The organism is uncultured Ruegeria sp. (assembly GCF_947497005.1).
In the GTDB taxonomy this organism is placed as follows: domain Bacteria; phylum Pseudomonadota; class Alphaproteobacteria; order Rhodobacterales; family Rhodobacteraceae; genus Ruegeria.
In genome coordinates this window covers 169,378-193,460 of the sequence record NZ_CANMFF010000007.1, presented here as the reverse complement: position 1 = coordinate 193,460, position 24,083 = coordinate 169,378, and the positions used below count along the sequence as shown (strand labels likewise).

26 protein-coding genes are annotated in these 24,083 nt (G+C 58.4%); 18 read left to right on the top strand and 8 right to left on the bottom strand.

Translation table 11 applies throughout. From position 1 onward, the window contains the following. Positions 1–4: 4 nt before the first annotated feature. The 3 genes from moaB to Q0816_RS12020 all read left to right on the top strand — a co-directional run bounded on the left by moaB (position 5) and on the right by Q0816_RS12020 (position 5,509). Positions 5–547 (top strand): molybdenum cofactor biosynthesis protein B, encoded by a 543-nt coding sequence (gene moaB, locus Q0816_RS12030; RefSeq protein WP_298850729.1) that lies wholly within the window; start codon positions 5–7, stop codon positions 545–547. A 106-nt stretch (positions 548–653) separates the two neighbouring features. Next, entirely contained in the window at positions 654–2,102 is a 1,449-nt protein-coding gene (locus Q0816_RS12025) for an HlyD family efflux transporter periplasmic adaptor subunit (RefSeq protein ID WP_298850918.1), read from the top strand. Between the two features lie 5 nt (positions 2,103–2,107). Then, positions 2,108–5,509: an efflux RND transporter permease subunit gene (locus tag Q0816_RS12020; protein WP_298850727.1), complete on the top strand. Its 3,402-nt coding sequence runs from the start codon at positions 2,108–2,110 to the stop codon at positions 5,507–5,509. Here the strand turns inward: Q0816_RS12020 and Q0816_RS12015 are convergent. Together Q0816_RS12015 and Q0816_RS12010 are read right to left on the bottom strand one after the other, a co-directional pair. Beyond that, positions 5,476–5,925, bottom strand: coding sequence for an NUDIX hydrolase (locus Q0816_RS12015; protein WP_298850725.1), 450 nt, complete (start codon positions 5,923–5,925; stop codon positions 5,476–5,478). The genes Q0816_RS12020 and Q0816_RS12015 overlap by 34 nt on opposite strands. Positions 5,926–5,929: 4 nt before the next feature. Continuing rightward, positions 5,930–6,730 carry a protein-disulfide reductase DsbD domain-containing protein gene (locus Q0816_RS12010; protein WP_298850723.1) on the bottom strand — a complete coding sequence of 267 codons (801 nt, stop codon included), beginning with the start codon at positions 6,728–6,730 and terminating at the stop codon, positions 5,930–5,932. 157 nt (positions 6,731–6,887) lie between these two features. Between Q0816_RS12010 and Q0816_RS12005 the strand changes: the two genes are divergently transcribed. Next, the gene (locus Q0816_RS12005) at positions 6,888–7,442 is read left to right on the top strand and encodes a YqgE/AlgH family protein (RefSeq protein WP_298850721.1); all 555 of its coding nucleotides are present in this window, start codon (positions 6,888–6,890) and stop codon (positions 7,440–7,442) included. Here Q0816_RS12005 and Q0816_RS12000 read toward each other — a convergent pair whose 3' ends face one another. Beyond that, the gene (locus Q0816_RS12000) at positions 7,443–8,393 is read right to left on the bottom strand and encodes an L-threonylcarbamoyladenylate synthase (protein WP_298850719.1); all 951 of its coding nucleotides are present in this window, start codon (positions 8,391–8,393) and stop codon (positions 7,443–7,445) included. 138 nt (positions 8,394–8,531) lie between these two features. On the opposite strand from Q0816_RS12000, the gene Q0816_RS11995 reads away from it, so the two are divergent. The 7 genes from Q0816_RS11995 to Q0816_RS11965 all read left to right on the top strand — a co-directional run bounded on the left by Q0816_RS11995 (position 8,532) and on the right by Q0816_RS11965 (position 15,036). After that, on the top strand, positions 8,532–10,235 hold the full coding sequence (locus Q0816_RS11995; RefSeq protein WP_298850717.1) for an acyl-CoA dehydrogenase: 1,704 nt from the start codon (positions 8,532–8,534) through the stop codon (positions 10,233–10,235). Continuing rightward, positions 10,235–11,281, top strand: a complete 1,047-nt coding sequence (locus Q0816_RS11990; RefSeq protein ID WP_298850715.1) for an MBL fold metallo-hydrolase — start codon at positions 10,235–10,237, stop codon at positions 11,279–11,281. Before Q0816_RS11995 ends, Q0816_RS11990 begins: the two co-directional genes overlap by 1 nt. 4 nt (positions 11,282–11,285) lie before the next feature. After that, positions 11,286–11,738, top strand: a complete 453-nt coding sequence (locus tag Q0816_RS11985) for a DUF6173 family protein (RefSeq protein ID WP_298850713.1) — start codon at positions 11,286–11,288, stop codon at positions 11,736–11,738. Positions 11,739–11,794: 56 nt separating this feature from the next. Then, entirely contained in the window at positions 11,795–13,636 is a 1,842-nt protein-coding gene (locus Q0816_RS11980; protein ID WP_298850710.1) for a glycerophosphodiester phosphodiesterase, read from the top strand. Beyond that, positions 13,623–14,162 (top strand): hypothetical protein, encoded by a 540-nt coding sequence (locus tag Q0816_RS11975; RefSeq protein WP_298850708.1) that lies wholly within the window; start codon positions 13,623–13,625, stop codon positions 14,160–14,162. Before Q0816_RS11980 ends, Q0816_RS11975 begins: the two co-directional genes overlap by 14 nt. Before the next feature lie 89 nt (positions 14,163–14,251). Beyond that, on the top strand, positions 14,252–14,386 hold the full coding sequence (locus Q0816_RS11970) for an aa3-type cytochrome c oxidase subunit IV (RefSeq protein WP_050604020.1): 135 nt from the start codon (positions 14,252–14,254) through the stop codon (positions 14,384–14,386). Between the two features lie 17 nt (positions 14,387–14,403). Next, entirely contained in the window at positions 14,404–15,036 is a 633-nt protein-coding gene (locus Q0816_RS11965; RefSeq protein ID WP_298850701.1) for a hypothetical protein, read from the top strand. Here Q0816_RS11965 and Q0816_RS11960 read toward each other — a convergent pair. Next, the gene (locus Q0816_RS11960) at positions 15,025–15,357 is read right to left on the bottom strand and encodes an AzlD domain-containing protein (RefSeq protein ID WP_298850700.1); all 333 of its coding nucleotides are present in this window, start codon (positions 15,355–15,357) and stop codon (positions 15,025–15,027) included. The two genes, Q0816_RS11965 and Q0816_RS11960, sit on opposite strands and share 12 nt — an antisense overlap. Beyond that, positions 15,354–16,070: an AzlC family ABC transporter permease gene (locus tag Q0816_RS11955; RefSeq protein WP_298850698.1), complete on the bottom strand. Its 717-nt coding sequence runs from the start codon at positions 16,068–16,070 to the stop codon at positions 15,354–15,356. The genes Q0816_RS11960 and Q0816_RS11955 overlap by 4 nt, the downstream gene beginning before the upstream one ends. A 49-nt stretch (positions 16,071–16,119) precedes the next feature. Between Q0816_RS11955 and Q0816_RS11950 the strand changes: the two genes are divergently transcribed. From Q0816_RS11950 to Q0816_RS11925, 6 genes are read left to right on the top strand one after another with little or no spacing between them, the layout of a single operon-like run. Beyond that, positions 16,120–17,007 carry a formate dehydrogenase accessory sulfurtransferase FdhD gene (locus tag Q0816_RS11950; RefSeq protein WP_298850916.1) on the top strand — a complete coding sequence of 296 codons (888 nt, stop codon included), beginning with the start codon at positions 16,120–16,122 and terminating at the stop codon, positions 17,005–17,007. Next, positions 17,004–17,540, top strand: coding sequence for a hypothetical protein (locus Q0816_RS11945; protein WP_298850696.1), 537 nt, complete (start codon positions 17,004–17,006; stop codon positions 17,538–17,540). Before Q0816_RS11950 ends, Q0816_RS11945 begins: the two co-directional genes overlap by 4 nt. Continuing rightward, a complete protein-coding gene (gene mobA, locus Q0816_RS11940) occupies positions 17,537–18,181 on the top strand; it encodes a molybdenum cofactor guanylyltransferase MobA (protein WP_298850695.1) in 645 nt (214 codons plus the stop codon). The genes Q0816_RS11945 and mobA overlap by 4 nt, the downstream gene beginning before the upstream one ends. Continuing rightward, positions 18,178–18,669, top strand: a complete 492-nt coding sequence (gene mobB / locus Q0816_RS11935; protein WP_298850694.1) for a molybdopterin-guanine dinucleotide biosynthesis protein B — start codon at positions 18,178–18,180, stop codon at positions 18,667–18,669. Before mobA ends, mobB begins: the two co-directional genes overlap by 4 nt. Before the next feature lie 20 nt (positions 18,670–18,689). Next, positions 18,690–20,735: a gephyrin-like molybdotransferase Glp gene (gene glp / locus Q0816_RS11930; protein WP_298850914.1), complete on the top strand. Its 2,046-nt coding sequence runs from the start codon at positions 18,690–18,692 to the stop codon at positions 20,733–20,735. Next, a complete protein-coding gene (locus Q0816_RS11925) occupies positions 20,732–21,325 on the top strand; it encodes a GNAT family N-acetyltransferase (RefSeq protein ID WP_298850692.1) in 594 nt (197 codons plus the stop codon). The genes glp and Q0816_RS11925 overlap by 4 nt, the downstream gene beginning before the upstream one ends. On the opposite strand, the gene Q0816_RS11920 is transcribed toward Q0816_RS11925, so the two are convergent. The 3 genes from Q0816_RS11920 to Q0816_RS11910 all read right to left on the bottom strand — a co-directional run bounded on the left by Q0816_RS11920 (position 21,322) and on the right by Q0816_RS11910 (position 23,414). Continuing rightward, positions 21,322–22,317 (bottom strand): hypothetical protein, encoded by a 996-nt coding sequence (locus Q0816_RS11920; protein ID WP_298850690.1) that lies wholly within the window; start codon positions 22,315–22,317, stop codon positions 21,322–21,324. The two genes, Q0816_RS11925 and Q0816_RS11920, sit on opposite strands and share 4 nt — an antisense overlap. Positions 22,318–22,331: 14 nt before the next feature. After that, positions 22,332–22,802, bottom strand: a complete 471-nt coding sequence (greA, locus tag Q0816_RS11915; RefSeq protein ID WP_298850688.1) for a transcription elongation factor GreA — start codon at positions 22,800–22,802, stop codon at positions 22,332–22,334. A gap of 231 nt (positions 22,803–23,033) precedes the next feature. Further along, positions 23,034–23,414: a VOC family protein gene (locus tag Q0816_RS11910; protein ID WP_298850686.1), complete on the bottom strand. Its 381-nt coding sequence runs from the start codon at positions 23,412–23,414 to the stop codon at positions 23,034–23,036. 83 nt (positions 23,415–23,497) lie between these two features. Here Q0816_RS11910 and soxR point away from each other — a divergent pair, with 83 nt between their 5' ends. Next, positions 23,498–23,953: a redox-sensitive transcriptional activator SoxR gene (soxR, locus tag Q0816_RS11905; RefSeq protein ID WP_298850684.1), complete on the top strand. Its 456-nt coding sequence runs from the start codon at positions 23,498–23,500 to the stop codon at positions 23,951–23,953. Positions 23,954–24,083: the final 130 nt, after the last annotated feature.

Here is a 24,083-nt window from a genome sequence, read left to right as displayed (position 1 = left end):
CCAGATGTCACGCATTGACGAAACCATGGAGTTCATCCCGGTCAGAATTGCCGTTCTGACCGTTTCTGACACCAGAGCGATAGACGAAGATCGCTCGGGTCAGACACTGGTGGACCGGATCGAAAAGGCGGGCCACGTAGTGGCTGATCGCAAGATCATTCGGGACGAACGCGATCAGATTGCCGATCAACTGCGTACATGGGTGACAGACGATCAGATCGATGTCGTGATCTCGACTGGCGGAACCGGCCTGACCGGGCGTGACGTGACCGTCGAAGCCCATCGGGACGTCTACGAGAAAGAGATCGACGCCTTTGGCACCGTCTTTACCATCATCTCAATGGAAAAAATTGGCACCTCCGCCGTGCAGTCTCGTGCGACGGGTGGCGTAGCGGGCGGGACATACCTGTTTGCGTTGCCCGGCAGTCCGGGGGCTTGCAAGGATGCGTGGGATGGAATTTTGAAAAAACAGTTCGATTACAGGCATCGCCCCTGCAATTTTGTGGAAATAATGCCCAGATTGGACGAACATCTGCGACGGAAGTAGACTGGTCGTACGTTCAAATCCGTATAACCGCTTTGTGGCTTGGCATAATTCATGATCCAGCTACATGTTGTTGACGGCAGCTTGGTGCAACCGGGGTAACTGATTGATGCGATTTCTGCGGCAAAGCCTTGTCGGTGTCTTTCTGGCGTTCATGACGCTGGCTTTGTTGTTTGTTGCCGCTCAGACCATCGTCGGTGCGGTACAAGAGGTTCTGACGCGCGAGGATGCCTCGCCGCCTGCGCGCGAAAGGATTTTCGCGGTAGCGGTTCGTCCGGCTGAGGCTGAAACCGTCATTCCTTATCTCGAAGCCTTCGGAGAGATCCAGAGCCGCCGCAGGCTGGAATTGCGCGCGGCATTGGGTGGCCGTGTTATCGCGTTGGCGGAAGATTTCGAAGATGGTGGAACGGTAACGGCCGACGAGGTTTTGGTCGAGCTGGATCCGGCAGATGCCCAATCCGCACTGGATCGGGCCAAATCCGATCTTCTGGACGCGCAATTCGAAGAACGGGATGCCGAACGGTCATTGCTGCTGGCGCAAGACGAATTGAAATCTGCCGAAGCGCAGGCGGATTTGCGGGAGCGAGCGCTACAGCGGCAACGCGACCTGGAATCCCGAGGGGTGGGAGCGGCAGCCAGCGTGGAAGAGGCCGAATTGGCGGCTGCCTCGGCGCAACAGGCCGTTCTGGCGCGTCGTATCGCACTTGCGCAGGCGGAATCACGTGTAGATCAGGCATCGACATTGCAAGCCCGGGCGATGATCGCACTGGAAGCGGCGGAACGCGACCTTGACGATATGACGGTACGTGCCGGTTTCGGTGGCACCTTGACCGATGTGACGCTTGTGGAAGGGCGACTGGTGTCAGCGAATGAAAAGCTGGCCGAACTTGTTGACCCCAACGACCTAGAGGTGGCGTTCCGCGTGTCAACGGCGCAATATGTGCGCTTGCTGGATGCGACCGATAAGCTGATCAATGCGCCGGTTACGATATCGCTTGAGGTGACCGGCACCGATCTGACTGCGACGGGCCATATCAGCCGCGACAGCGGGTCTGCGGGTGAGGGTCAAACCGGGCGCCTGATCTATGCTCGCCTGCAAGAAGCATCGGGATTCAAACCTGGGGACTTTGTCACGGTTTCTGTTCAGGAACAGCCGCTTGCCAGTGTATTTCGTTTTCCGTCCTCGGCTTTGGACGCATCGGGGACGGTTTTGGTGCTTGGTCCGGATGACCGCCTGGAAAGCCTGCCAGTGCAGTTGATCCGCAGGCAGGGCGATGAGGTTTTGCTGCGCGGCGACGGGCTGGAAGGGCGTGAAGTAGTCATCGGACGCACGCCGCTGCTTGGCTCGGGCGTTCGGGTACGCCCACAGAGGCTCGAGGCCGGAGCCGACCCTGGCATGGTAGAGCTGTCAGACGCAAAACGTGCCGAGCTTGTAGCTCGGGTCGAAGCAAATGAAGCCATGCCGCAGACTGAAAAAACGCAGGTTTTAGGTCAATTGCAAGAGGCGCGCGTACCAACAGCTCTGGTGCGCCGTATTGAAACCAGAGCAGGGGGCTGAGCGCTATGATGCGCGAGATACCTGGCGCAGCGGGCGGCCTTCTCAGTTACTTCACCCGGCACAAGACAGTTGCCAATCTGTTGCTGCTTGTGATGTTGGTTCTGGGCGCAGCTGCAATCCCGAACATGCGGGCACAGTTTTTTCCGGACGTTGTTCTGGAACGCGTGGATGTATCCGTCACATGGGTAGGCGCCGGTCCAGAGGACATGGATGCCGGTATCGTGCAGTTGCTGGAACCAGCACTGCTGGCCGTTGAAGGGGTGACCAGTACCGAGGCCAGCTCGCACCCGAGTTGGACACGTATCCGACTGGAATTTGAGCCCAATTGGGATATGTCTCGCGCGGTCGAAGAGGTCCGGACCGCCGTAGACGGTGTAACGGATCTGCCGGAAGGATCCGAAGAACCTGAAATCAAACGTGGCGCGTGGCGGGATCGGGTGACGGATGTTGTCCTCAGCGGCCCCACCGATACCAACCAGCTTGCGAAGATGACGGACGAGCTTATCAACCGTCTATTCACTGCCGGTGTAACCCGTACGACGATCCGGGGCATTGCAGCACCGCAGATCATTGTCGAGGTCACCACGGCGCAGCTGATTGCAAATGACATTACCATGGCAGAGATCGCGGCAGCGATTGGAGCCGAAGTGAACACCGATCCTGCGGGTGAAGTTGAAGGAGCGGGCGCGCGTATCCGGGCTGGGATTGAAAAACGCACCCCCGAACAAATCGAAGGCATTGCGCTGCGGACAAACGCTGATGGTTCGAAACTGAAGGTCGGTGATATAGCAATTATCCGCGTCGAAGGGGTTACGCGACACCGCAGTTACTTTGTTGGTGACCACCCGGCCATGTCCATAAGGGTGGACCGGTCAAATCTTGGCGATGCGATAGACATCCAGCACACGGTCGAAGATGTTGCCCGCGAAATGCAGGCCAGTTTGCCCGAGGGTGTAAAGGTCGAGTTGATTCGGACCCGGGCGCAAGCCATTACCGACCGCTTGAACATCCTTGTAGACAACGGGTTGATGGGCCTTGGCCTTGTTGTCTGCCTGTTGTTCCTCTTCCTTAACGCGCGCATCGCTTTCTGGGTTGCGGCGGGTATCCCGGTGGCGATGTCGGCGGCGATTGCGCTGATGTATCTGGGAGGGCTGTCGCTGAACATGGTCTCGCTGTTTGGCCTGATCATCACATTGGGCATCGTTGTAGATGATGCGATTGTGGTGGGCGAACATGCGGATTTTCGCGCTCGGCGCTTGGGCGAGCCACCCGTGGTAGCCGCTGAACGTGCAGCCCGGCGTATGGCGATGCCGGTTCTGGCCGCAACTGTGACGACGGTAATCGCGTTCTTCGGCCTGACGCTGGTGGGCGGGCGTTTTGGAGAGTTGATCCGCGATATTCCATTTACGGTGATCGCGGTTTTGATTGCGTCGCTGATCGAATGCTTCCTGATCCTTCCAAATCACATGGCGCACGCCATTGCGCATTCGGCGAAGGAGCACTGGTACGACTTGCCTAACCGGGTCGTCAATCGGGGTTTCCGATGGGTCCGGGATCACCTGTTTCGCCGACTTATCGCCTGGGTTATTTGGGCCCGCTACGTGGTCGTTGCCCTGATGATAGCTGTATTGGCCAGCCAGATCGCGCTGTTCATTCGCGGTGACGTCAACTGGCGCTTTTTCAACGCACCCGAACGCAGTTCGGTGACCGGCGGCTTTATCATGCGCGAAGGCTCGGTGCGGTCAGATACGCTTGAAATGATGCGCATCCTGCAGGAAGCGGCTAACGAGCTGGGCCAGATATACGAAGAACGTCATGGCCGCAATCCTATTGACTATGTCCTGGCCGAAGTTGGCGGCAACGCAGGCCGACAACTGGCCGCTGCAGATGGTAAAGATGGCACCTTGCTGGGGGGTATATCGATCGAGTTGATTGACGCCGACCTGCGTCCCTATTCAAGTTTCGAATTTGTAGGCGAGTTGCAGGAGTTCGTACCGCGCCATCCCAAACTCGAAGTGATAAGTTTCCGCGGTTGGCGTTCCGGTCCGGGCGGCGATGCTATCGATGTGCAGTTTTATGGTTCTGACATAAATGTTCTGAAGACCGCGTCGGAAGATCTGCAAACTGCACTATCCAAGTTCCCTGAAGTCTCTGCGCTTGAAGACAATCTGGCCTATGACAAGGAAGAGTTCATTCTGGACCTTACCGCACAGGGGCAGGCGCTGGGCTTCCGGATCGAAACACTGGGGCGTGCCCTGCGCAATCGCCTGAACGGGATCGAAGCGGCAACATTCCCGGACGGGCCACGGAGCGCCGAGATTCGTGTGGAACTGCCCGAAGGTGAGCTGACGGCAGATTTCCTTGAGCGCACTCTTATGCGATCCCCAGACGGGGTTTATGTTCCGTTGGCTGACATAGTCTCGGTTGAGCGCAAGTCAGGTTTCTCGACGATTCGGCGGGAAAACGGCCTGAGGGTCGTTTCGGTCTATGGCGACATCTCTGAGGACGACCCGGCACGCGCGACCGAGATCGAACGAGCGATGCAAGACGAGATTCTGCCCAACATCGCCGCCGAACGACAGATCGAATGGCGCATGTCAGGTCTGAGCGAACAGGAAAACGAATTCCTGGCCGAGGCGCGCACCGGTCTGATCCTGTGTCTGACTGGCATCTATCTGGTTTTGGCATGGGTGTTTGCCAGCTGGTCCCGACCGCTTGTGGTCATGGCAATTATCCCCTTTGGCCTCGTTGGGGCGATTTGGGGTCACTATGTCTGGAACGTGCCATTGAGCATGTTCACTGTGGTCGGGCTACTGGGTATGATCGGGATCATCATCAACGACTCGATTGTCCTTGTGACCACGATAGACGCGTACCAGCAGGATCGCGGACTTGTACCATCCGTAATCGAAGGCACGGCCGACAGGTTGCGGCCCGTTATGCTGACTACACTGACCACGGTTCTTGGGCTTGCACCGCTACTGTACGAAGGCTCGCAACAAGCGCAGTTCCTGAAACCGACGGTGATCACGCTTGTCTACGGGTTGGGCTTTGGAATGTTGCTGGTGCTGATCCTGGTGCCTGCCCTGTTGGCGATCCTCAATGACGTAGCGCGTCCGATGACAGCCATGCGCCGCGCCGCGCGCGCGCCCGACCGTGTGGTTCGGGGGGCGTTGGCGGCAACCGGAGCTGCATTGGCGGTTTGGTTTGGCCTGACGATGATCTGGCCAGCCGTAACCGGCGCGCCCGTAGGCTTGTTGCAGGGCCTCTATTCGGGGGGCGATGAGGTTGCGGTGCTACAAATGGGGCTGGGTGCGTTTCTGGCCGGTGCGATTTTGATCGTGGTCTTGAGTGTGGTGCTGTCCGGGTTGCTTTATGGGCGGCTCACAAGATCAGCGGATGTTTGACCTGCGCGCAATGCGTATTCCATGAGGTCGATGACCCGAGCGCTCATCGGCAGGTCGCCCTGACGTATCTGTTCAATGGGAAACCAGCGGGCATCTAATGCGTCGTCGCCGGCCTTTGGCGTACCGGACTGAAAGTGGCAGGCGACGCCGACCAGCAGGTAATGGGACACGACGTGGCCTTTGGCATCATGCCGAAGCAGATCCAGATTGTTCAGGTAGTGCGCTGGATGCGCGATTACCGAGGTTTCTTCCAGCAACTCGCGTTGCGCCGCCTGCAAAACGGTTTCTCCCCACTCCACATGACCACCCGGGAATCCCCAAAGCCCTTTATCCGGCTGTTTGCTGCGCTGAACCAGAAGAACCTGATCGTGATGCAGAACAACCGCCAAAGCGCCGATCTTGGGGGATTGGCTCATGCATTCAGCCCGCGCTGCAACCCTGAATATCGACCGCGTGATTGGCACCCAGAACAGTGATCCGAATTTCGGACCGGTCCAGTGCAAATGGTGCGCCCGACGCGTTAATAATCTCGGCTTCGGCCACCAAAGTATCTCCCTGCCTCTGAGAGACGGGTTGCGAGGCCCAGAGAACGGGATTTCCGGGCTCGATCACGGCGACTTCACGGCCTCCTGCCGACGGCATCGTCACCCGAGCCTCAATCCGCATACCATCTTTCGTTGGCGTCAGGTTGCAGGTGGCATTGGTAACGCGTGCTTCGCGTGCCGAATAGGGTCGTTGTGCCAGCGCGGCAGCAATCGCAGGATTGCGGTCTGCACCTGCGTCGAGCGTGTGGTCAAAATCAAGGCGCTCCGGTATGCAAACATCCTTGCAGACCCCCAGATCCATCTCGCCTTGCAGGCGGACTGGTTTGGCGGGGTTGCGCGGAGTAATTTCGATGGGCAGGACCAGCTGGTTTTGGTAGCCGATCGACTGCAGGCCATTCTGGTCGAAAATTTCGGGTGCAGGCCAGGTGATTTCCACCTGACCGACATTGCTGGACTGCTTCCAGTCGAATTCGGGCGGAATGCCGGCATCTCCGGGTGCGCGCCAGTAGGTTTTCCAGCCATCCTTGAGCGTGAGTTTCAAAGCGGTCAGGTAGGTGCCGTTTGCGGTCCGCCCACCATCCAGAACATCCAGATGAACAACGTCGCCCAAGTCCTGTGCGGCAACTGGAACGGACAGACTCAGACACGCGAGAGCGGCGACAGCGGTGGATTTCATCGACATCTTCATACCCCATAAATGCGCGGCGTTGGCGCGGATTCCAAGTCACGATACGGTCACTGCGATGAAATCTGTCGAAATATCCGTTGTTCTCTTGCAAACAGAGGTTCGGCAGGGCCATTGTTGATATGAGCTGAGAAAGAGATGGCGGCCAATGGACCTGACCGGAAAACTGTTGATTGCCATGCCGGGCATGGGCGATCCGCGTTTCGACCATTCGGTGGTATATATGTGCAGCCATGGCGATGACGGCGCCATGGGTTTGATCATAAACAAGCCTTCGGATCTGCGAATCAAAACCTTACTGGGACAACTGAATATTGCGTGTCGAATTCCGGTAATCGGAGAGCGCCTTGTGCATTTCGGTGGCCCGGTTGAGATGTCGCGGGGATTCGTCCTGCACAGCGCCGATTATGAGGCCAACCTGCATTCGATGCATATTTCCGAGGATTTCAGAATGACGGCGACGCTGGATGTGCTCGAAGACCTCGCCTCGGGCAGCGGGCCACTGAATTCGATGCTGACGCTGGGCTATTCCGGCTGGGGGCCCAGTCAGCTTGAAGATGAAATTGCCATGAATGGCTGGTTAACCACCGAAGCAACGTCGAAACTGGTTTTCGACGTGCCTGATGACGAAAAATGGGAAGCCGCGTTGGCGACGTTGGGCGTGGATCCTTTGACGTTATCCGCCAGTGCAGGTCGCGCCTGATCAACTGTCGCGCGGTGCAGCGGCGCGGCGCAACCGGTCGTTGATCGCGACCCCCAGCCCTGTGTCAGGGATCGCAGACACTGCAATCGGTCGCCCGGTTTTGTTTAGCTGGTGAAGTGACGCAAACAGGTTCGCGGCCGCCTCGGTCAGATTTCCTTCCGAAGACAAATTCAGGTCGCATTCAATCGACCCAAAGCCCAATAAGACTTCGTCGCCCCGACGCGCCATGGCGTTCAAACGGACCGGGGCGTCCGGCGCATAATGCGACTGCAACTGTCCCGGAGCGGTCAGCAGATCACCGGATTGATGCAGGTGCAGGCGGAGGTTCAAAAGTTTTTCGATCTGTTCCAATGCAATGCCGCCCGGACGCAGCAATGTGGGATCTCCGGCAAGACCGACAATGGTGGATTCCAAGCCAACCCCGCAAGGTCCGTCGTCCAGAACGCCTGCAATCTTGCCGCCAAGGCCTGACCATACATGGGCTGCCGTTGTGGGGCTGATCTGACCTGAAGGATTTGCCGAAGGGGCCGCGACGGGCCCGTCAAATTCGGTCAACAGCGCGCGCGCTGTCGGATGCGCGGGCACTCGTACGGCGAGAGTGTCCAGCCCGGCGGTTACCAGCGACGAAATCCCATGTCCCTCGCGCAGGGGCAGAACCAAGGTCAGGGGTCCAGCCCAGAAGGCCCGCGCCAGCTGCTCGGCCTGATCTGACCATTGAACGAAACGCTGCGCGGCGCTGACTGAGGGGACATGGGCGATCAGTGGATTGAAACTGGGCCGTCCCTTGGCCTCGTAAATGGACGCAACGGCTTGTCCGTTTCGGGCGTCACCGCCCAGACCATAGACTGTTTCGGTCGGGAAGGCGACCAGAAGACCCTGGCGCAACATATCGGCAGCCCGGGCAATACCGCCGGGATCTGCTGTCAATTCCTGAGTGCCGGATGAGATCATAATTGATGACGCCGCGTTTTGGTTGCCTGAAACATGAGGAAGAGTACGTAATCGGTACAAGCCAATACGCTTACCGGCGCTTGCACATGATTCCAAGCCCGCCGATGTATTCTGATCCGTTAGACCCCGAGAGAAGCCATGCCATACCGCGCCCCAATCTCAGACTATCAATTTCTGCTGGACCATGTGGTCGGCTTCGATAAGGTCGCCGCCACTGAAACCTACTCGGATGCCAGTTCCGACGTGGTCAGCGCCATCCTGTCTGAGGCGGGCAAGTTGAGCGAAGAAGTTCTGTCACCCTTGCAACGTGCCGGTGATCTGGAACCTGCGAGACTTGAGAATGGCGTATTGCGCAGTTCTCCGGGCTATGGTGACGGCTGGAAGGCGATTGCCGAAGGCGGCTGGGTCGGGATCAGTGCTGATCCTCATTATGGCGGAATGGGCCTGCCGATGACTATCACCACCGCCGTGAACGAGATGATGAGCGCCGCGTGCCTGTCGCTGCAGTTGGCGCCACTCATGGCGCAGGGTCAGATCGAGGCGCTGGAGCATCACGCCAGCGACGAACTGAAGTCGCTATATCTGCCAAAAATGATTTCCGGCGAGTGGTCGGCCACCATGAATCTGACCGAGGCACAGGCGGGATCGGATGTCGGCGCGCTTACGTCCAAGGCCGAACCCAATGGCGATGGGACATACTCGGTGACAGGACAGAAGATATTCATATCCTGGGGCGACAATGACTTTGCCGAGAATATCTGCCATCTGGTGCTGGCCCGTCTGCCGGATGGCGTGCCCGGCACCAAGGGAATTTCATTGTTTCTGGTGCCAAAATACATCCCCGATGCGGTTGGCAATCCCGGCGTTGCCAATGATCTGAAAGTGGTTTCGGTTGAACACAAGATGGGGCTACACGGCTCTCCCACCTGCGTGATGCAATTTGACGGGGCCAAAGGGTGGCTTGTAGGTCAGGAACATAGTGGCATGGCTGCCATGTTCACCATGATGAACAACGCACGTCTGGGTGTCGGCGGTCAGGGCGTTGGTGTTGCGGAAGGCGCCTATCAACACGCTTTGACCTATGCGCTGGACCGTAAGCAGGGCAAAACACCTTCGGGTACGATCATCGATCATGCGGATGTGCGTCGCATGATTATGGATATGCGCGCTGATATCTTCGCAGCCCGCGCGATTTTGCTGGCCAACGCGACCGCGATTGATATGGCAAAGGCCACCGGTGATGCGGATTGGGCTGCGCGGGCCGCGCTGTTGACGCCAATCGGCAAGTCCTTTGGCGCCCGCACCGGGATACGTGTGGCTGAAACTGGGGTGCAGGTGCATGGCGGCATGGGGTTCGTTGAAGAAACCGGTGCGGCGCAGTATTCCCGTGATGTTCGCGTGACAGCGATTTACGAAGGAACAGATGGCATTCAGGCCATGGATCTTGTTGCACGCAAGATGATGGACGGGGGCGAGGCCGCATCGAACCTTCTGGACGAGATCGAAGATCAGGCCGAGCGCGCCCGTGCCTCGGTGCCAGAACTGGCGGGTCCGGTGTGGGAGGCCACGGAAACCCTGCGCGAAGCGACCGAGTGGCTGGTAGCGCAGAATGACATGAACGACCGCTTTGCAGGTGCGACCGCTTACCTGCAGGCCTTTGCCCGGGTGTTGGGCGGGCATTACCACCTGACCGCTGCTCTGGCCGATCCGGAAGGACCACGGACCAAATTGGCGCGATATTACATCAACGCCTTGTTGCCCGAACATTCGGGTCTTTTGGCGCGGGTGCAAAGCGGGGCGGATGACCTGTTTGCGCTCAGCCCGGACGAGTTGGTAGCCTGATGGACGGGGATCGCATTTTGGGAATCAGATATCCGTGGGCTGAACCGCCCGCGCTGGGCGAAGCGATTGAGATTGCAGACGGTGTTCTGTGGATGCGTCTGCCCCTGCCGATGGCGCTGGATCACGTCAATATCTATGCTCTGGACGATGGCGACGGGTGGACGGTTATCGACACAGGGCTGTCCTCGAACAAGACACGGCGCATCTGGGAAACCCTGATGGATGGCCCCTTGTCGGGAAAACCGATCAAGCGGGTAGTCGTGACCCATCACCATCCTGATCACGTCGGCAATGCGGGGTGGTTTCAGTCGGAACACGGTGCCGAGCTGGTCACAAGCCGCACCTCTTGGCTGTTTGCGCGAATGCTGACGCTGGATGTGCAGGAGACATGGCCGCAGGAGACGCTTGATTTTTATCGCGGCGCCGGAATGGCGCCCGAAGTTCTGAATGCGCGGATGAAGGATCGTCCGTTCAACTTTGCGGATACGGTCTATCCCATGCCGTTGGGTTTTACCCGGATACAGCAGGGCGACGTGATCCACATCGGCGGGCGTGACTGGGACGTGCATATGGGCAATGGCCACGCGCCGGAACACGCAACCTTCTGGAGCCGCGACGACAATCTGGTGCTGAGCGGCGACCAGATCCTCAGCTCGATCAGTCCCAATCTGGGTGTATACGCGACCGAACCCATGGCCGATCCGGTCTCGGGGTGGATGGAGGCATGCGAGCGCTTGCAGACACTTGCCCGACCCGATCACCTGGTTCTGGGCGGGCACAAGCTGCCCTTTACTGGCCTGCCGCTACGCATGAAGCAATTGATCGATAACCACCACGGCGCATTGGATCGCCTGCTGGATCATCTGGACGAACCCAAAGCTGCCGCTGACTGTTTTCTGCCGCTGTTCAAACGCTCGATCCGCGACGGCGAATATGGTCTTGCGCTGGTTGAGGCAGTTGCACATGTGAATCATCTCTACCACATTGGTGCAGTAACCCGGGCGCAACGCGCGGACGGGGCATGGCTGTATCAGCGCAAAGGGTAGAAGAATGCAAGACCAGATTGAAACCTCGGCCGAGGCCGCTGAAGCCGCCGCCTTGCCCCGGTGTTACGAGGTACACGCCGACCCAAAGGCCGAATCCGGGACCAAAAATCTACCTGAGACGCTGAAAAAACCAGTGGGCAGCAAGAGCCCCGCGCAATGGGCTTACGAGCGGCTGATCATGTATATCCAGAACTTCGAAAAGACGCTGGATGGCGATCACGAGGTCGCCATGGGCTTTACCGGTGGCGATGCCGGTGTGATGCGGATCGAAGGAATGGGCTATTTCGACCCCGACATGATCACCTTCTACGGATCAGACGGGGCCGGTGCCCGCACCCAGTTGGTGCAGCATGTCAGTCAGTTGAACGTGATGTTGCGCGCGCTTCCTAAATCGGTCGAGGATAAGCCTGCCAACCGCATCGGGTTCCGCTTGGCGGCCGATCTGGAAGACAGCTGACTTGCAATTCACGCCTGCGCGCCTTTGAATGACTGCATCGGTCCGGAGGCCACCGCGTGACGAAATTTTTCCAAGCAGTAACACACGCCTATGCCGGGGCCTGGGCGCGGCGCAGGGTCTTTGTGCCCATCTATATCGCAGTGCGATTGCTGCTGGTGGCACTGATCGCTCCGGGTGTCGCGGCGGCTGTCAATCTGGCGGTCTCTTTGTCAGATCAGGCGGCGCTGACCGATCAGGACATTGCGATGTTTTTGCTGTCCCCGGTCGGGTTTGTCGCGGGCATTGTCGTGCTCAGCCTGTTTCTGTTGGCCGAGGTCTTCGTGTTCTCGGTGATGGCGGGGTCCTTGCGCATGGGCGAACGCGACCCGTGGCGAGCGGGCAGCGCAGCGCTGGCGCTGAATCTGTCCCGCTTTCCGGCTTTGTTCGGGTTTGCCGTTCGGTTCATCCTGCGCGTCCTACTGCTTGCCCTGCCGTTTGTGGCCGTGGCCGGGCTGATCGCTTGGTGGACGCTGACGGAATATGACATCAACTACTACCTGACCTTCCGCCCACCTGCGTTTAAGGTGGCTGTTCTTCTGATCGGACTGGTCATTCTTGTGCTGGCCTGGGTCTTGATCCGTCGTCTGTCTGCCTGGGCGTTGGCCCTGCATCTGGTGCTGTTTGAAGGTGCTTCACCACGCGGGGCATTCGCAAAAAGCGAACAGTTGATGGAAGGCAAGCGTGGCCGCCTGAAAATCGAACTTGCCCTTTGGCTGGGGATGCGCGTTGCGATTGCGGCGCTGATTGCCGCAGTGGCCAGCTTGTTGTTTGCACTTGTGCCGGTGCAGGACGGCGGTAGCCTAAGACTTGCCCTGATCCTCAGCCTGGTTATCGCGGGGCTGTGGTCTTTCGCGGGATTGGTTCTGGCAGCAACGGCGCTTGGCGCGCTGGCGGTTTTGCTGGACGGGTTTTTTGAAGCTGAGACAAAAGAAGTTCCCCATCCCGAGCCGAGAGCGATCCGCGCGCCTGTTCTTGTGACGGTCGCGACGGCTCTGGCCGCGCTGGGCATTGGCCTTTGGTTCGGCCAAAGCCTGCTGGAACGTGTACAAGCGCCGGATCATGCCGAGGTCATTGGCCACCGCGGCGCTGCGGCTTTGCGGCCTGAAAACACGATGGCCTCGGTTCTGAAAGCGATCGAGGATGGTGCAGATTGGGTTGAGATAGACGTTCAGGAAACGGCGGATGATGTGATCATTGTCGCCCATGACAGCGATTTCATGAAGCTGGCCGGGGTGAACCTGAAGGTCTGGGATGCAACGATGGAGGATGTGGCCGATATCGACATCGGCAGCTGGTTCGGCCCGGAATACGCCTCGGAGCGCACACCCACCCTTCGAGAGGTGCTGGAAGCGGCCAAGGGCAAGTCTAAGGTCCTTATCGAATTGAAATATTATGGTCACGATGTCGACCTGGAAAACCGGGTGATCAATCTGGTGGAAGAGCTTGGGATGCAGGACGACATCGCAACCATGTCGTTGAAATACCCTGCTGTGCAAATGATGAAAAAGCTGCGCCCTGACTGGCGGTCTGGTGTGCTGGCGGCCACGGCCGTTGGGAATCTGTCGGGTTTGGAGGGCGAATTTGTTGCGGTCAATGCGGGGATGGTGACATCGGGTCTGATCCGCCAGGTGCAGGATGCGGGCAAAGATATCTATGTCTGGACTGTGAATGACCCGTTGCAAATGTCCAGAATGGTCTCGATGGGTGTGGATGGTCTGATCACCGACCGCCCGGCCATGGCCAACGAGGTTCTGCGTGTGCGCGCCGATATGGGACCGGGTGAGCGGCTGTTGCTATGGCTGGCCACGGCGTTTGGATTGCAGGTCGATGCCGAGGCGATGCGCGATGCAAGCCCTTAGCCTTACGCTGCTGCTGGTACTGCTGCCGCTGCCCGCAATGGCTCAGGATCTGATGCGTGGATTTGAAATGCCGGGCCACCGCGCCCTGATCAAGCAAAGCAAAGGCGTCGAACTGACCGCGTTTGAAACTGACGGGTGTTCAGGCGGGTTGTCAGCCAGCTGGCGCTGGGTGGCCAAGCAATTCCCCCAGGTTGGTGAACTGTATGAAGAACACCCACCGTGGGAATACTGCTGCGTAACCCATGACCGGGCCTATCACAATGCGGGCGGTGCGGTGACGGCCGAAGAAAGCTATGATGCACGCCTGTTGGCGGATGATGCCCTGCACGCCTGTGTGGCAGAGCACGGAGACCGTTATGCCGAAGATTATGCCGTCCGATACGACATGACACCTGAACAAATTCGCACCGTGCATGTGATCACGGCAGATGCGATGTACGGAGCAGTGCGCTTCGGCGGCGGGCCATGCAGCGGTCTGCCTTGGCGCTGGGGGTTCGGGTATCCCGGCTGCTCGGTTCTCAAGTAAGCGTACCCTGCGCGCGAATGACGTGGTGACAGCCGTTTTGTTTTCCATTATCCAACAGACTAAACACGCGAACTGGGATTCTGAAACTCATGGCTGAACACAAACACGGCGAAATGGACATCACCGTCCAAACGAAAACTTTCAACGGTTTCATCAAAGCCACCACATGGTGCGTAGTCGCCATCGCCTTCCTGTGCCTGTTCCTGGCGGTTTTCGCCTCCTAAGCATTTCGGGGGCAACCTTGCTCAGAATTTTGATTGCCTGCCTGCTGGCAGCAACCGTTGCTGGCTGTGCCATTTCAAACCGCCCGCAGGCGGATCAGGCTGAAGTCGTTTCACGATCCTATCGTGATTCCGGGCCATCAACTCTGACGCTGTATACGATGATCAACACGCGCACCGGATCTGGGGCACATACCTCGTTGATGATTTCGGGCAGCGAGCGGGTGATCTTTGACCCTGCCGGGTCGTTCCGGGCGGATGTGGTGCCGGTGAAGGACGATGTGCTCTACGGTATCACACCGGCAGTCGAGCAAGCTTATCGCAGCTCGCACGCGCGCGAGACGCATTATGTCCGCGTACAGACCATTCAGGTGAGCCCGCAGCAGGCTGAAATCGCCCTGCAACTGGCCAAGCAATCCGGCCCGGTGGCCGGTGCGTTCTGTACCAACTCCACCTCGCAACTATTGAAGCAGGTGCCGGGGTTCGAGCAGATTGATGTCACCTTTTACCCGGTAAACCTGTCGGATCAGTTCGCGCAGATTCCGGGCGTCGTGACCGAGGAGTACCGGGAAAACGATGATGAGGATCTGCAAAAAGGTTTGGCGGTGAACAATGCGCGCCTCAACCAGTTGGACGGGGTCTCAACTCAGTAGATACAGCAAGCCGTAAAGTGTGGCGGCCCCGGAAAAGATGGCGGCCAACACGTTTTTGCTGATCACGCCTACAACCAACGCAACTGCTGCTGCTGACATCCGGGGAAGGTCAGGCTGCCCCTCGGTCGCCGAGGGCCAGACAACCAGTGGTGCGATAAGTGCAGGCAGAATTGCAACTGCCGTGTACCGCAGGTGACGCAGCAGCCAGGGCGGCATCGGGCGGTCACCAACAAGGCCAATAAAGACAAATCGCAAGGCGTAGCTGCCTATAGCCAGCCCTATGATGATGGTCCAGATGGTGACGGGATCGGCTTGCGTCATCGTTGCATCCTTCTGCGCTCTAGGATCAGTTCCGCTTGTGCTCCGGCGATCATTCCCGCACACCCGGCGATCAGCAGGCCCAGATTGAACGGGATAACGACCGTCAGCAGCGACACTGCGATGGCCACCAGCGCCGCGACCACATGTGCAAAGGTCCGCATCATCGGCCCGATCATGGCCAGAAATGTGATCGGCAGGGCAAAATCCAGCGCCCAGCTTTCCGGAATCTGCGCGCCCAGTACTGCGCCTAGATAGGTGGCAAAAATCCAGAGCGGTGTGATCGGCGTGACCGATCCCACGAAATAGGCCATACGTTGCGGTACCGACAGGTCGGGCTCTTTCTCGAACCGCACGATGGAGCAGGCATAAGACTGGTCCACGGTCAGATAGGCGGCGAAGGCGCGCTGCCACATTGGTGCCGCACCAAGATAAGGTGTCAGCGATGCGGAGTACATCGCCATACGCAAATTCACCGCCAGCGCTGAGATTATGATAATCGCCGTCGGCGTGTTGTCCTGCAGCAGCTGCAGTGCTGCAAATTGCGCAGCTCCGGCAAAAACGGTCGAAGTGAAAGCCATTGTCTGAACAAGGGTCAGCCCGGCTTCGGTCGCGAATACACCGAACAACAGGCCAAAGGGCACAGCGATGAAGATAAAGGGTGTCCCGTCCCGAAAACCTTTCCAGAAGTAAGACTTGGATGTGGCAGAGGCCATGGCTAAATCCTATGGTGATGCGTGCAGCAGTAACTGTCTTGGGAAGGGGTTGCAATTGGCCACGAAATTCGACCTGTCGGACTATCTTGTCGCTCCAGATCCGGGCGCGATACGCCTGACCCGCGCGGTTGAGGGCGTGGACCAGAACGGTGAGTCCAGCCAGATATCGGTGGTTGAAGAGCGCCCGTTGACGATATTCCTGAATTCTCAGGAAATCGTGACTGCGATGACCATTGGCGATTACCCCGAATATCTGGCTCTGGGCTTTCTGCGCAATCAGGGGATGCTGCTGGCGGATGACGAAATCACGCGCGTGGAATATGATGACGATCTTGAAACCGTGATCGTCCGCACCGCGCGCCAGACGTCTTATGAGGATAAGCTGAAGAAAAAGACCCGCACCAGCGGTTGCGCTGTGGGTACAGTGTTTGGCGACATGATGGAGGGGCTTGAGGACGTACATCTGCCGCAGGTTCAGGTGCGTACTTCGTGGCTGTACGAACTGGCCTCGAAGATCAACCGCACTCCGTCGCTGTATCTCGAGGCCGGGGCAATCCACGGCACTGTCCTGTGCTGTGAAAACCGCCCGCTGGTGTATATGGAGGACGTGGGCCGCCACAACGCCGTCGACAAGATTGCAGGCTGGATGTTGTCCGAGGATGAGACGGCAGAGGACAAGATCCTCTACACTACCGGCCGCCTGACATCCGAGATGGTGATCAAAACTGCGATGATGGGCATTCCGGTTCTGGCTTCCCGCTCGGGCTTCACTGCCTGGGGTGTCGAGATCGCGCGCGAGGTCGGGTTGACGCTGATCGGTCGGATGCGCGGACAGCGCTTCGTCTGTCTGTCGGGCCAAGACCGCCTGCTGCGCGACGTGGACCCGTCAACCGTTGCAGTAGAAGACAAAAAACATCGCCGGAAGAGCGCGGGATGATTTTGGAAACTCTTAGACTTTTTTTCTTGTTTGTTGTGGCGGTCAGTATCTTACCGCTAAGCATTCTTGCGGCGCGAAATTATGCACGCGGCAAACGGGCCATCGTAGATGGGATGGCAGGGGTGGACGAAGACACACTGGATCGATTGGGGTGGGAGCCAAGAGACTACGTCGGATGGTTGGACTTGTTGTTTCTGTCCGGTTCGACATGGAGTTCACGGGGATTGGCGATGCAGCAGCAAAACGCAGGATTGCAACGCATTCTTCTTAAGGGCTTGCCGCGCCCGGTAGAGTTCTCTGACGAAGTCAGGAGATCAGCCCGTAGGTTTCGATTCTATTTCTGCCTAGTTGTTGCTCCAATGACTGCCTTCTTCATGTTGCCAGCCTACATTAGGCTGAGCCTAGACCTGTCCAGCTTTTCAGGTTTGCCGCTAAGCCTGTGTTACATCCTGTTTGGTCTGGCAAATGTGTTTATAATACTCACGCCGCTAGAGAAATTCCGAAAATGGCCGGATATCGAGGCCCCATCATGACCAAACCTGTCGGTATCATCCTCGCAGGCGGTCTCGCCACCCGTATGGGCGGTGGCGACAAAGGCCTTTTGCAGATCGGAGGGCAGAGCCTGCTGTCCCATGTCATTGAACGCCTGTCTCCACAGGTGAGCGGTCTGGCGCTGAACGCCAATGGTGATCCAGAGCGCTTTAGCGATCTGAACTTGCCCATTTTGGCTGACACGATCGACGGCTTCGCAGGCCCTCTGGCCGGTGTTCTGGCCGGGCTCGACTGGGCGGCAGAGCAGGGGGCAGACAGCATCGTGACGGCGGCCGCAGATACGCCATTCTTCCCGCTCGATTTGGTGGCGCGACTGCAAGAGGCCGCGAAAGGGCAGGTGCATCCTCTGGTATTGGCCACCACGCCACGCACGGGCGCGGAGGCGCTGAAATCCGGGGGGGGCAAGCGGGTCAACCGACATCCGACATTTGGGCTGTGGCCCGTGACGCTACGCGACGATCTGCGGGTGGCGCTGACGGACGGGCTGCGCAAGGTTGTGCTGTGGACTGACAAACATGACGGGCGCGAGGCTTTGTTTAGCGCTGATCCGTTTGATCCGTTCTTCAACGTCAACACGCCCGAAGATCTGGACCGCGCCCGGACATTGTTGGAGCGGGCATGAGGGTGTACGGCGTCACCGGCTGGAAGAATGCTGGTAAAACGGGATTGATGGAGCGGCTGGTGACCGAGCTCACGGGCCGTGGCTTTACGGTCTCGACCGTCAAGCACGCGCATCACAGCGTCGATGTGGATCAACCGGGAACCGACAGTCACCGACACCGCGTCGCCGGGGCCAGCGAGGTGCTGCTTGCCTCAGGACAGCGCATTGCTCTGATGCAGGAATTGCGCGGCGCACCAGAGCCGCCTTTGTCTGAACTGCTGGCGCGACTTTCACCGGTTGATCTGGTGTTGGTCGAAGGCTTCAAGCGCGAAAACCACCCCAAGATCGAAGCCTTCCGCGCCGAGGCGGGCAATGCCCTGATGGCCCCGAAAAACAGCACCATCCGCGCAGTGGCCAGCGATACGACGCTTGAACTGGATCGCCCGGTTTTAGACCTGAACGATACCGCCGGGATTGCAGGCTTCATACTGAAAGAGGTCGGTTTGTGAGCACGTTCCAGACCTTTGCAATGGTGGATTGGTCTGGTGGAAACGACACCGGGCCGACCCCACGCAAAGATGCGATCTGGGCTTGTATTGTACGTAATAGCAAGGCGCTGGAACCCGAATACCTGCGCAACAGGCTGGTCGCAAAGCAATGGCTGGATACTCTGATCCGCGCCGAGCTGAAGGCCGGTCGCCGTCTGTTCCTGGGGTTCGATTTCCCCTTTGGTTATCCATCCGGTTTTGCCCGGGCGATAACAGGCACAGACGATCCGTTGGCATTGTGGGACTGGTTCGATCGGCATGTCGAGGATTCCCCCCAAACCAACAATCGTTTTGATCTGGCTGGCCGCGTCAACCTGCAGTTTGGTGGTCGTGGCCCGTTCTGGATGAATGGCCTGCGTCGCGATATTGTCGGCTTGCCACGTACTAAAACGGGTTATTCCAACCCATTCCCGGACCGTCGCGTCGTGGAAACCCTGGCAAAGGGCAGCTTCACTTGTTGGCAGATGGCAGGCGCGGGGGCTGTTGGTGGACAGGTGATGATGGGGCTCCCGGTTTTGAACCGACTGCGTCATCGTTTTGCCGGGCAGGTCGCGGTCTGGCCGTTCGAACCGCTGGAGAAACCTATTGCCATTGTGGAAATCTGGCCCTCGCTTACATTGGGCAAGCCGCCAGCAGGGCGGATCAAGGATGCCTGGCAGGTCGAACAGGTCGCCTTGACTCTGTCACGTTTGACAGAGCAGGAGTTGGACGCGCAATTGAATGTTTCAGCGGCAGAGGAAGGTTGGATATTGGGTGTACCTCAGAACAAACCGAACATAGCCCCTCCCCCGTTGCGCAACGATTGTTTTGCGTTGCCTGCCGGAGTGGAGTGGACCCCGGTAGACGAGGCGCTGGCCTATTTGCGCGATAAACTGCATCCGATTACCTCGGCTGAGACGGTGTCGCTAACCAAGGCGAGCGAGCGCATTCTGGCTGAGGATGTGATCGCCCAACGCTCGAATCCGCCCCAGCCCAACACAGCTGTGGATGGTTTCGGATTTGCTGGCCCCGTCCCCGATGGCCCGCAAGTCATGCCGCTGGGTGACGGGCGTGCGGCAGCAGGTATTCCGTTTGAAGCAGACGTGCCCAAAGGTCGGGCGTTGCGTGTGCTGACCGGCGCGGCGCTGCCTGATGGAGTGGATACGGTTATTCTGGAAGAGGATGTCACGGTTGAAGACGGGCATATTGCGTTCCACGGTCCACTGAAGAAGGGCGCCAATACTCGGCGCGCAGGTGAGGATGTGGTTGCAGGCGATATGGCTCTGCCTGCCGGACGCCGGTTGACACCAGCAGACCTTGCGCTGCTGTCCGCCGTAGGGATTGCCGAGGTGAACGTACGCAAGCCGCTGCGCGTAGCTGTGGTATCCACGGGCGATGAACTGGTCGAAGCCGGAGAGAGTGCCGCTCCGGGTCAGATATTTGACGCCAACCGCCCAATGCTGTTGTCCTTAGCCCATCGGATGGGGTTTGAGCCCGTTGATATGGGGCGTGTTGCAGATAATCGCGAGGCCCTGCGAGATCGGTTGGATCAGGCCGCAAAACAAGCCGATGTGATTTTAACAAGCGGTGGCGCTTCGGCAGGTGACGAAGATCACGTCTCGGCCCTGCTGCGTCAGGCAGGGGCGATGCAACACTGGCGCATAGCGTTGAAGCCCGGGCGTCCGTTGGCGTTGGGTCTGTGGTCTGGCGTGCCGGTGTTTGGCCTGCCGGGCAACCCGGTGGCCGCCATGGTCTGTACGCTGATCTTCGCGCGTCCGGCTCTGGGCCTGATGGCAGGCGAAGGCTGGGCCGAACCGCAGGGTTTCGAAGTGCCAGCCGCCTTTGAAAAGCGCAAAAAACCCGGTCGCCGCGAATACCTGCGCGCTCGAATGCGGGATGGGCGGGCTGAAGTATTCCATTCGGAAGGGTCAGGTCGGATCAGTGGCCTTTGCTGGGCTGAAGGGTTGGTTGAAATCGAAGATGGTGAACGGCACATCAAACCGGGCGATGTGGTTCGTTTTCTTCCATTTGGAAGTTTCGGGTTGTGACGGTCACAATTTCACGTGGGTTCGCCAATCAGGAACGCGCGGAGGCGGCTGCCCTGTTCTGGCAGGCATTCGCGGCCAAACTGAACAAGGTCATGGGCCCGGATGAAAGAGGTTTGGCCTTCTTTGAAACCGTATTGAACCCCGATTTTGCGCTGGTTGCGCGGGACGAAACGGGCCGGATGCTGGGGTTGGCGGGATTCAAGACCCATGAAGGTGCCCTGGCCGGAGGCAGCATGTCAGACCTGGCACGGGTTTATGGCTGGTTCGGGGCCATCTGGCGGGCACTTATTCTGAGCGTACTAGAGCGCAAGTTGAACCCGGGCGTGTTCCAGATGGATGGCATTTTTGTCGCCGCCGAGGCGCGCGGCAAAGGGGTAGGCACGGCATTGCTGGATGCCATCAAGCGTGAGGCCCGCAATCAGAACATGTCGGAGGTTCAGCTTGATGTCATCGACACAAACCCCCGCGCCCGCGCCTTGTATGAGCGCGAAGGGTTCCAGCCTGTAGGTGAAGAACAAACCGGACCGTTGAAGTACCTGTTTGGTTTTAGCAGCGCGGTCAAGATGTCTTGGATCGTGAGACCTGATTAGTCAAAAGTCCCGGCCACCCGACCCAGCAGCATGAATGCCCGTGCGGTGCGGGTCTCGCCCAACGCACTCAGGTCCGCATCGCTTGCGACGGGCTCGAACTCGGCCATCATCTTGTCGAACCGGCGCAGGAAGTGGTGGGCGGCGTCGCGGAAAATCGGATCCTGTTTCATCCGCGCCGCCGTCAGCGCCAGAGAGGACCTGTCGCGCACACCGCCCAATGCGGCAACAGAACGTCCGCGTGTGCCTTGGGCGAATTGGCGCCAGGTTTCGGGGCGGGCCATATCGGGCCGCAGGTCATCCATATAGATGCCTTCCTGACTAAGCAGCGTCAGAACATCCTGCGAAGCTTGAATAAGCTTTGCTGTCTTGCGGTCCTTCAACGCGACGCGAAGTGCATTGAACCCTTCGATGTCATCTTCTGTTTCCGGGAAATTCAGCGCGCGGATGAAAACCCCGGTGCTCAGCGGTGGTGTGATCTCTTCTGCCGACGTGCCCAGCTCAAGCGCGGTCTGGCCACCCGGAACAGAGGATTGCACCGGCGCCGACGCCGGCACGGTGCGCTTGGTCGAGAATGTCGCCAGCGCATCTTCGGTTTTTCGTGTGGCCGCCGCGATTTCATCCAGCTTTTTCGCCACCGCAGGCTCATAGGTGCTGGAGGCGCGCTGCTGCTGCGCCACATAAGCCTGTCGGATCGCGTCAATCGCTGTTTGCAGGCGTTCGCTTTCTTCGCGCATCACCCGGCTGGCACGCATGGCAGTGGCTGCAACCCAGATCATCGCCACAGGCATGAACACAGCCAGAAAGGTGACGATAATGCCACCATTTTGCCCCCGGTCAGGCAACACCAGAAAGACGACCGATACCACCAGCCAGATCAGGCTGAGCACCAGTGCGACAATCTCAATTTCAGTGACAGACGGTGTCTTCGGGCGATCATAGATGCCCAGCGACGTCGGTCTTTCGGTTTCCGGGTCAGGTTTGGGCCCCGACATAACATGCGCTCCGGTCAGGCGTACTCGATACTCAGGATTTCATAAGAACGCACACCGCCTGGGGTGCGCACTTCGACGCTGTCCCCTTCATCCTTGCCGATCAGGGCGCGGGCGATGGGGGATTTGATGTTCAGCAGGCCGTTTTCGATATTGGCCTCGTATTCCCCAACGATCTGCCAGGTCTTTTCCTCATCGGTATCTTCGTCGACCAACGTAACTTTTGCGCCAAACTTGACCGCGCCGGACAGTTTCGCCGGATCGATCACGTCCGCCAGAGACAGGATGCCTTCCAACTCTTTGATGCGGCCTTCGATAAAGCCCTGTTTTTCGCGGGCCGAGTGGTACTCGGCGTTTTCCTTAAGGTCGCCAAGTTCACGCGCTGATGCGATGGCTTCGATGATCGCCGGGCGTTCAACTGATTTGAGGTTTTTCAGCTCCGCCCCGAGCGCGGTATTGCCCGCAGGCGTCATTGGGATCTTTTCCATACTCTCTACGTCCACGCTTAAATTGACTCGCCCCGCCGCACAGGAGCGTCGGGGCGAATGTTAGGTTGGCAGTTACCTGACCCAAATGCCACGTGAATTGCAAGAGGAGACAGCGCCAGCGACGATCAATTCGCGACTTCGCGCCGTTTTGATTTCGGATGGGGCCTGTGCCGTTGATCGGGATGTCGCGACCTGCGCCACCGCTGAGACGGGGTGCTGAGCCACAACATCTCAATCATATTGCACTACTTCGAACTCGATGCCGTTATCGTCCCTGAAATAGAATCGGCGACCCGGTTCGTAGTCGGCATGATTGTGAGGCTCGAACCCTGCCTTACGGACTTTGGCCTCGGTTGAGTCGAGGTCTTCGACCAACACCCCCACATGGTTCAGCCCGCCGATGACATCATAGCTGCTTTCACCCGATGGTGTCGGCTCATCGGGTTTGTACAACGCCAGATATGTGTGGGCGGAACCAACATGAACAGTGTATCCGCCCGCAATTGCCGGGCCTTCCCAGCGGGTTTTCCAGCCAAAGACCTTTTGCATCCAGGCGGCCGAAGCCTGCGGGTCGCGGACGGTGAAGTTGGTATGTTCAAGCGTTGCCATCATGGGATCTCCTGTTTTTTGGCTTGTCCCGACTCACCGTAATTTCTAAACCTAACTTTAGGTCAAGGAATTTTTTTGAGGTTATGATGGCTGTTTCAGAAGGGCTGACAATTGGCGTATTGGCCCGGCGCACCGGGTTAGCTGTATCGGCCATCCGGTACTATGAAGCGCAGGGATTGATTTCGCCCTGGCGCAATCCCGGTGGACAGCGGCGTTATCAACGAGCTGACATTCGACGACTGAGCTTTGTCATGATCGCGCAACAGTTTGGCCTGACCCTGCCTGAAATCCGTGAAGTGTTGTCTGGGCTTCCGGGAAACCGCACGCCAACGCCGCAGGACTGGAAGGCCATTAGTATGCAATTGCGCGCCCATCTGGACCAGCGAATCGATACTCTGATGCGGTTACGCGACAATCTGGATGGCTGCATCGGGTGCGGGTGCCTGAGCCTGCCGAAATGTGCGCTTTACAACCCAGATGACAGGGCAAAATCCCATGGTAGCGGTCCGAGATACCTGATGGGGGATGCGCCAGAGGCCTGATGTGTCGAATAGCGCCCTTGTTACGCCGTGTTTCGATTGACCAATGTCTTTCCGAGCATGTAATCAGCCGTGAAACAAAATTGCGCAGATCAGGCGGTGACAGCGCCAAATCGGAAAGTTAGCTAGGGAG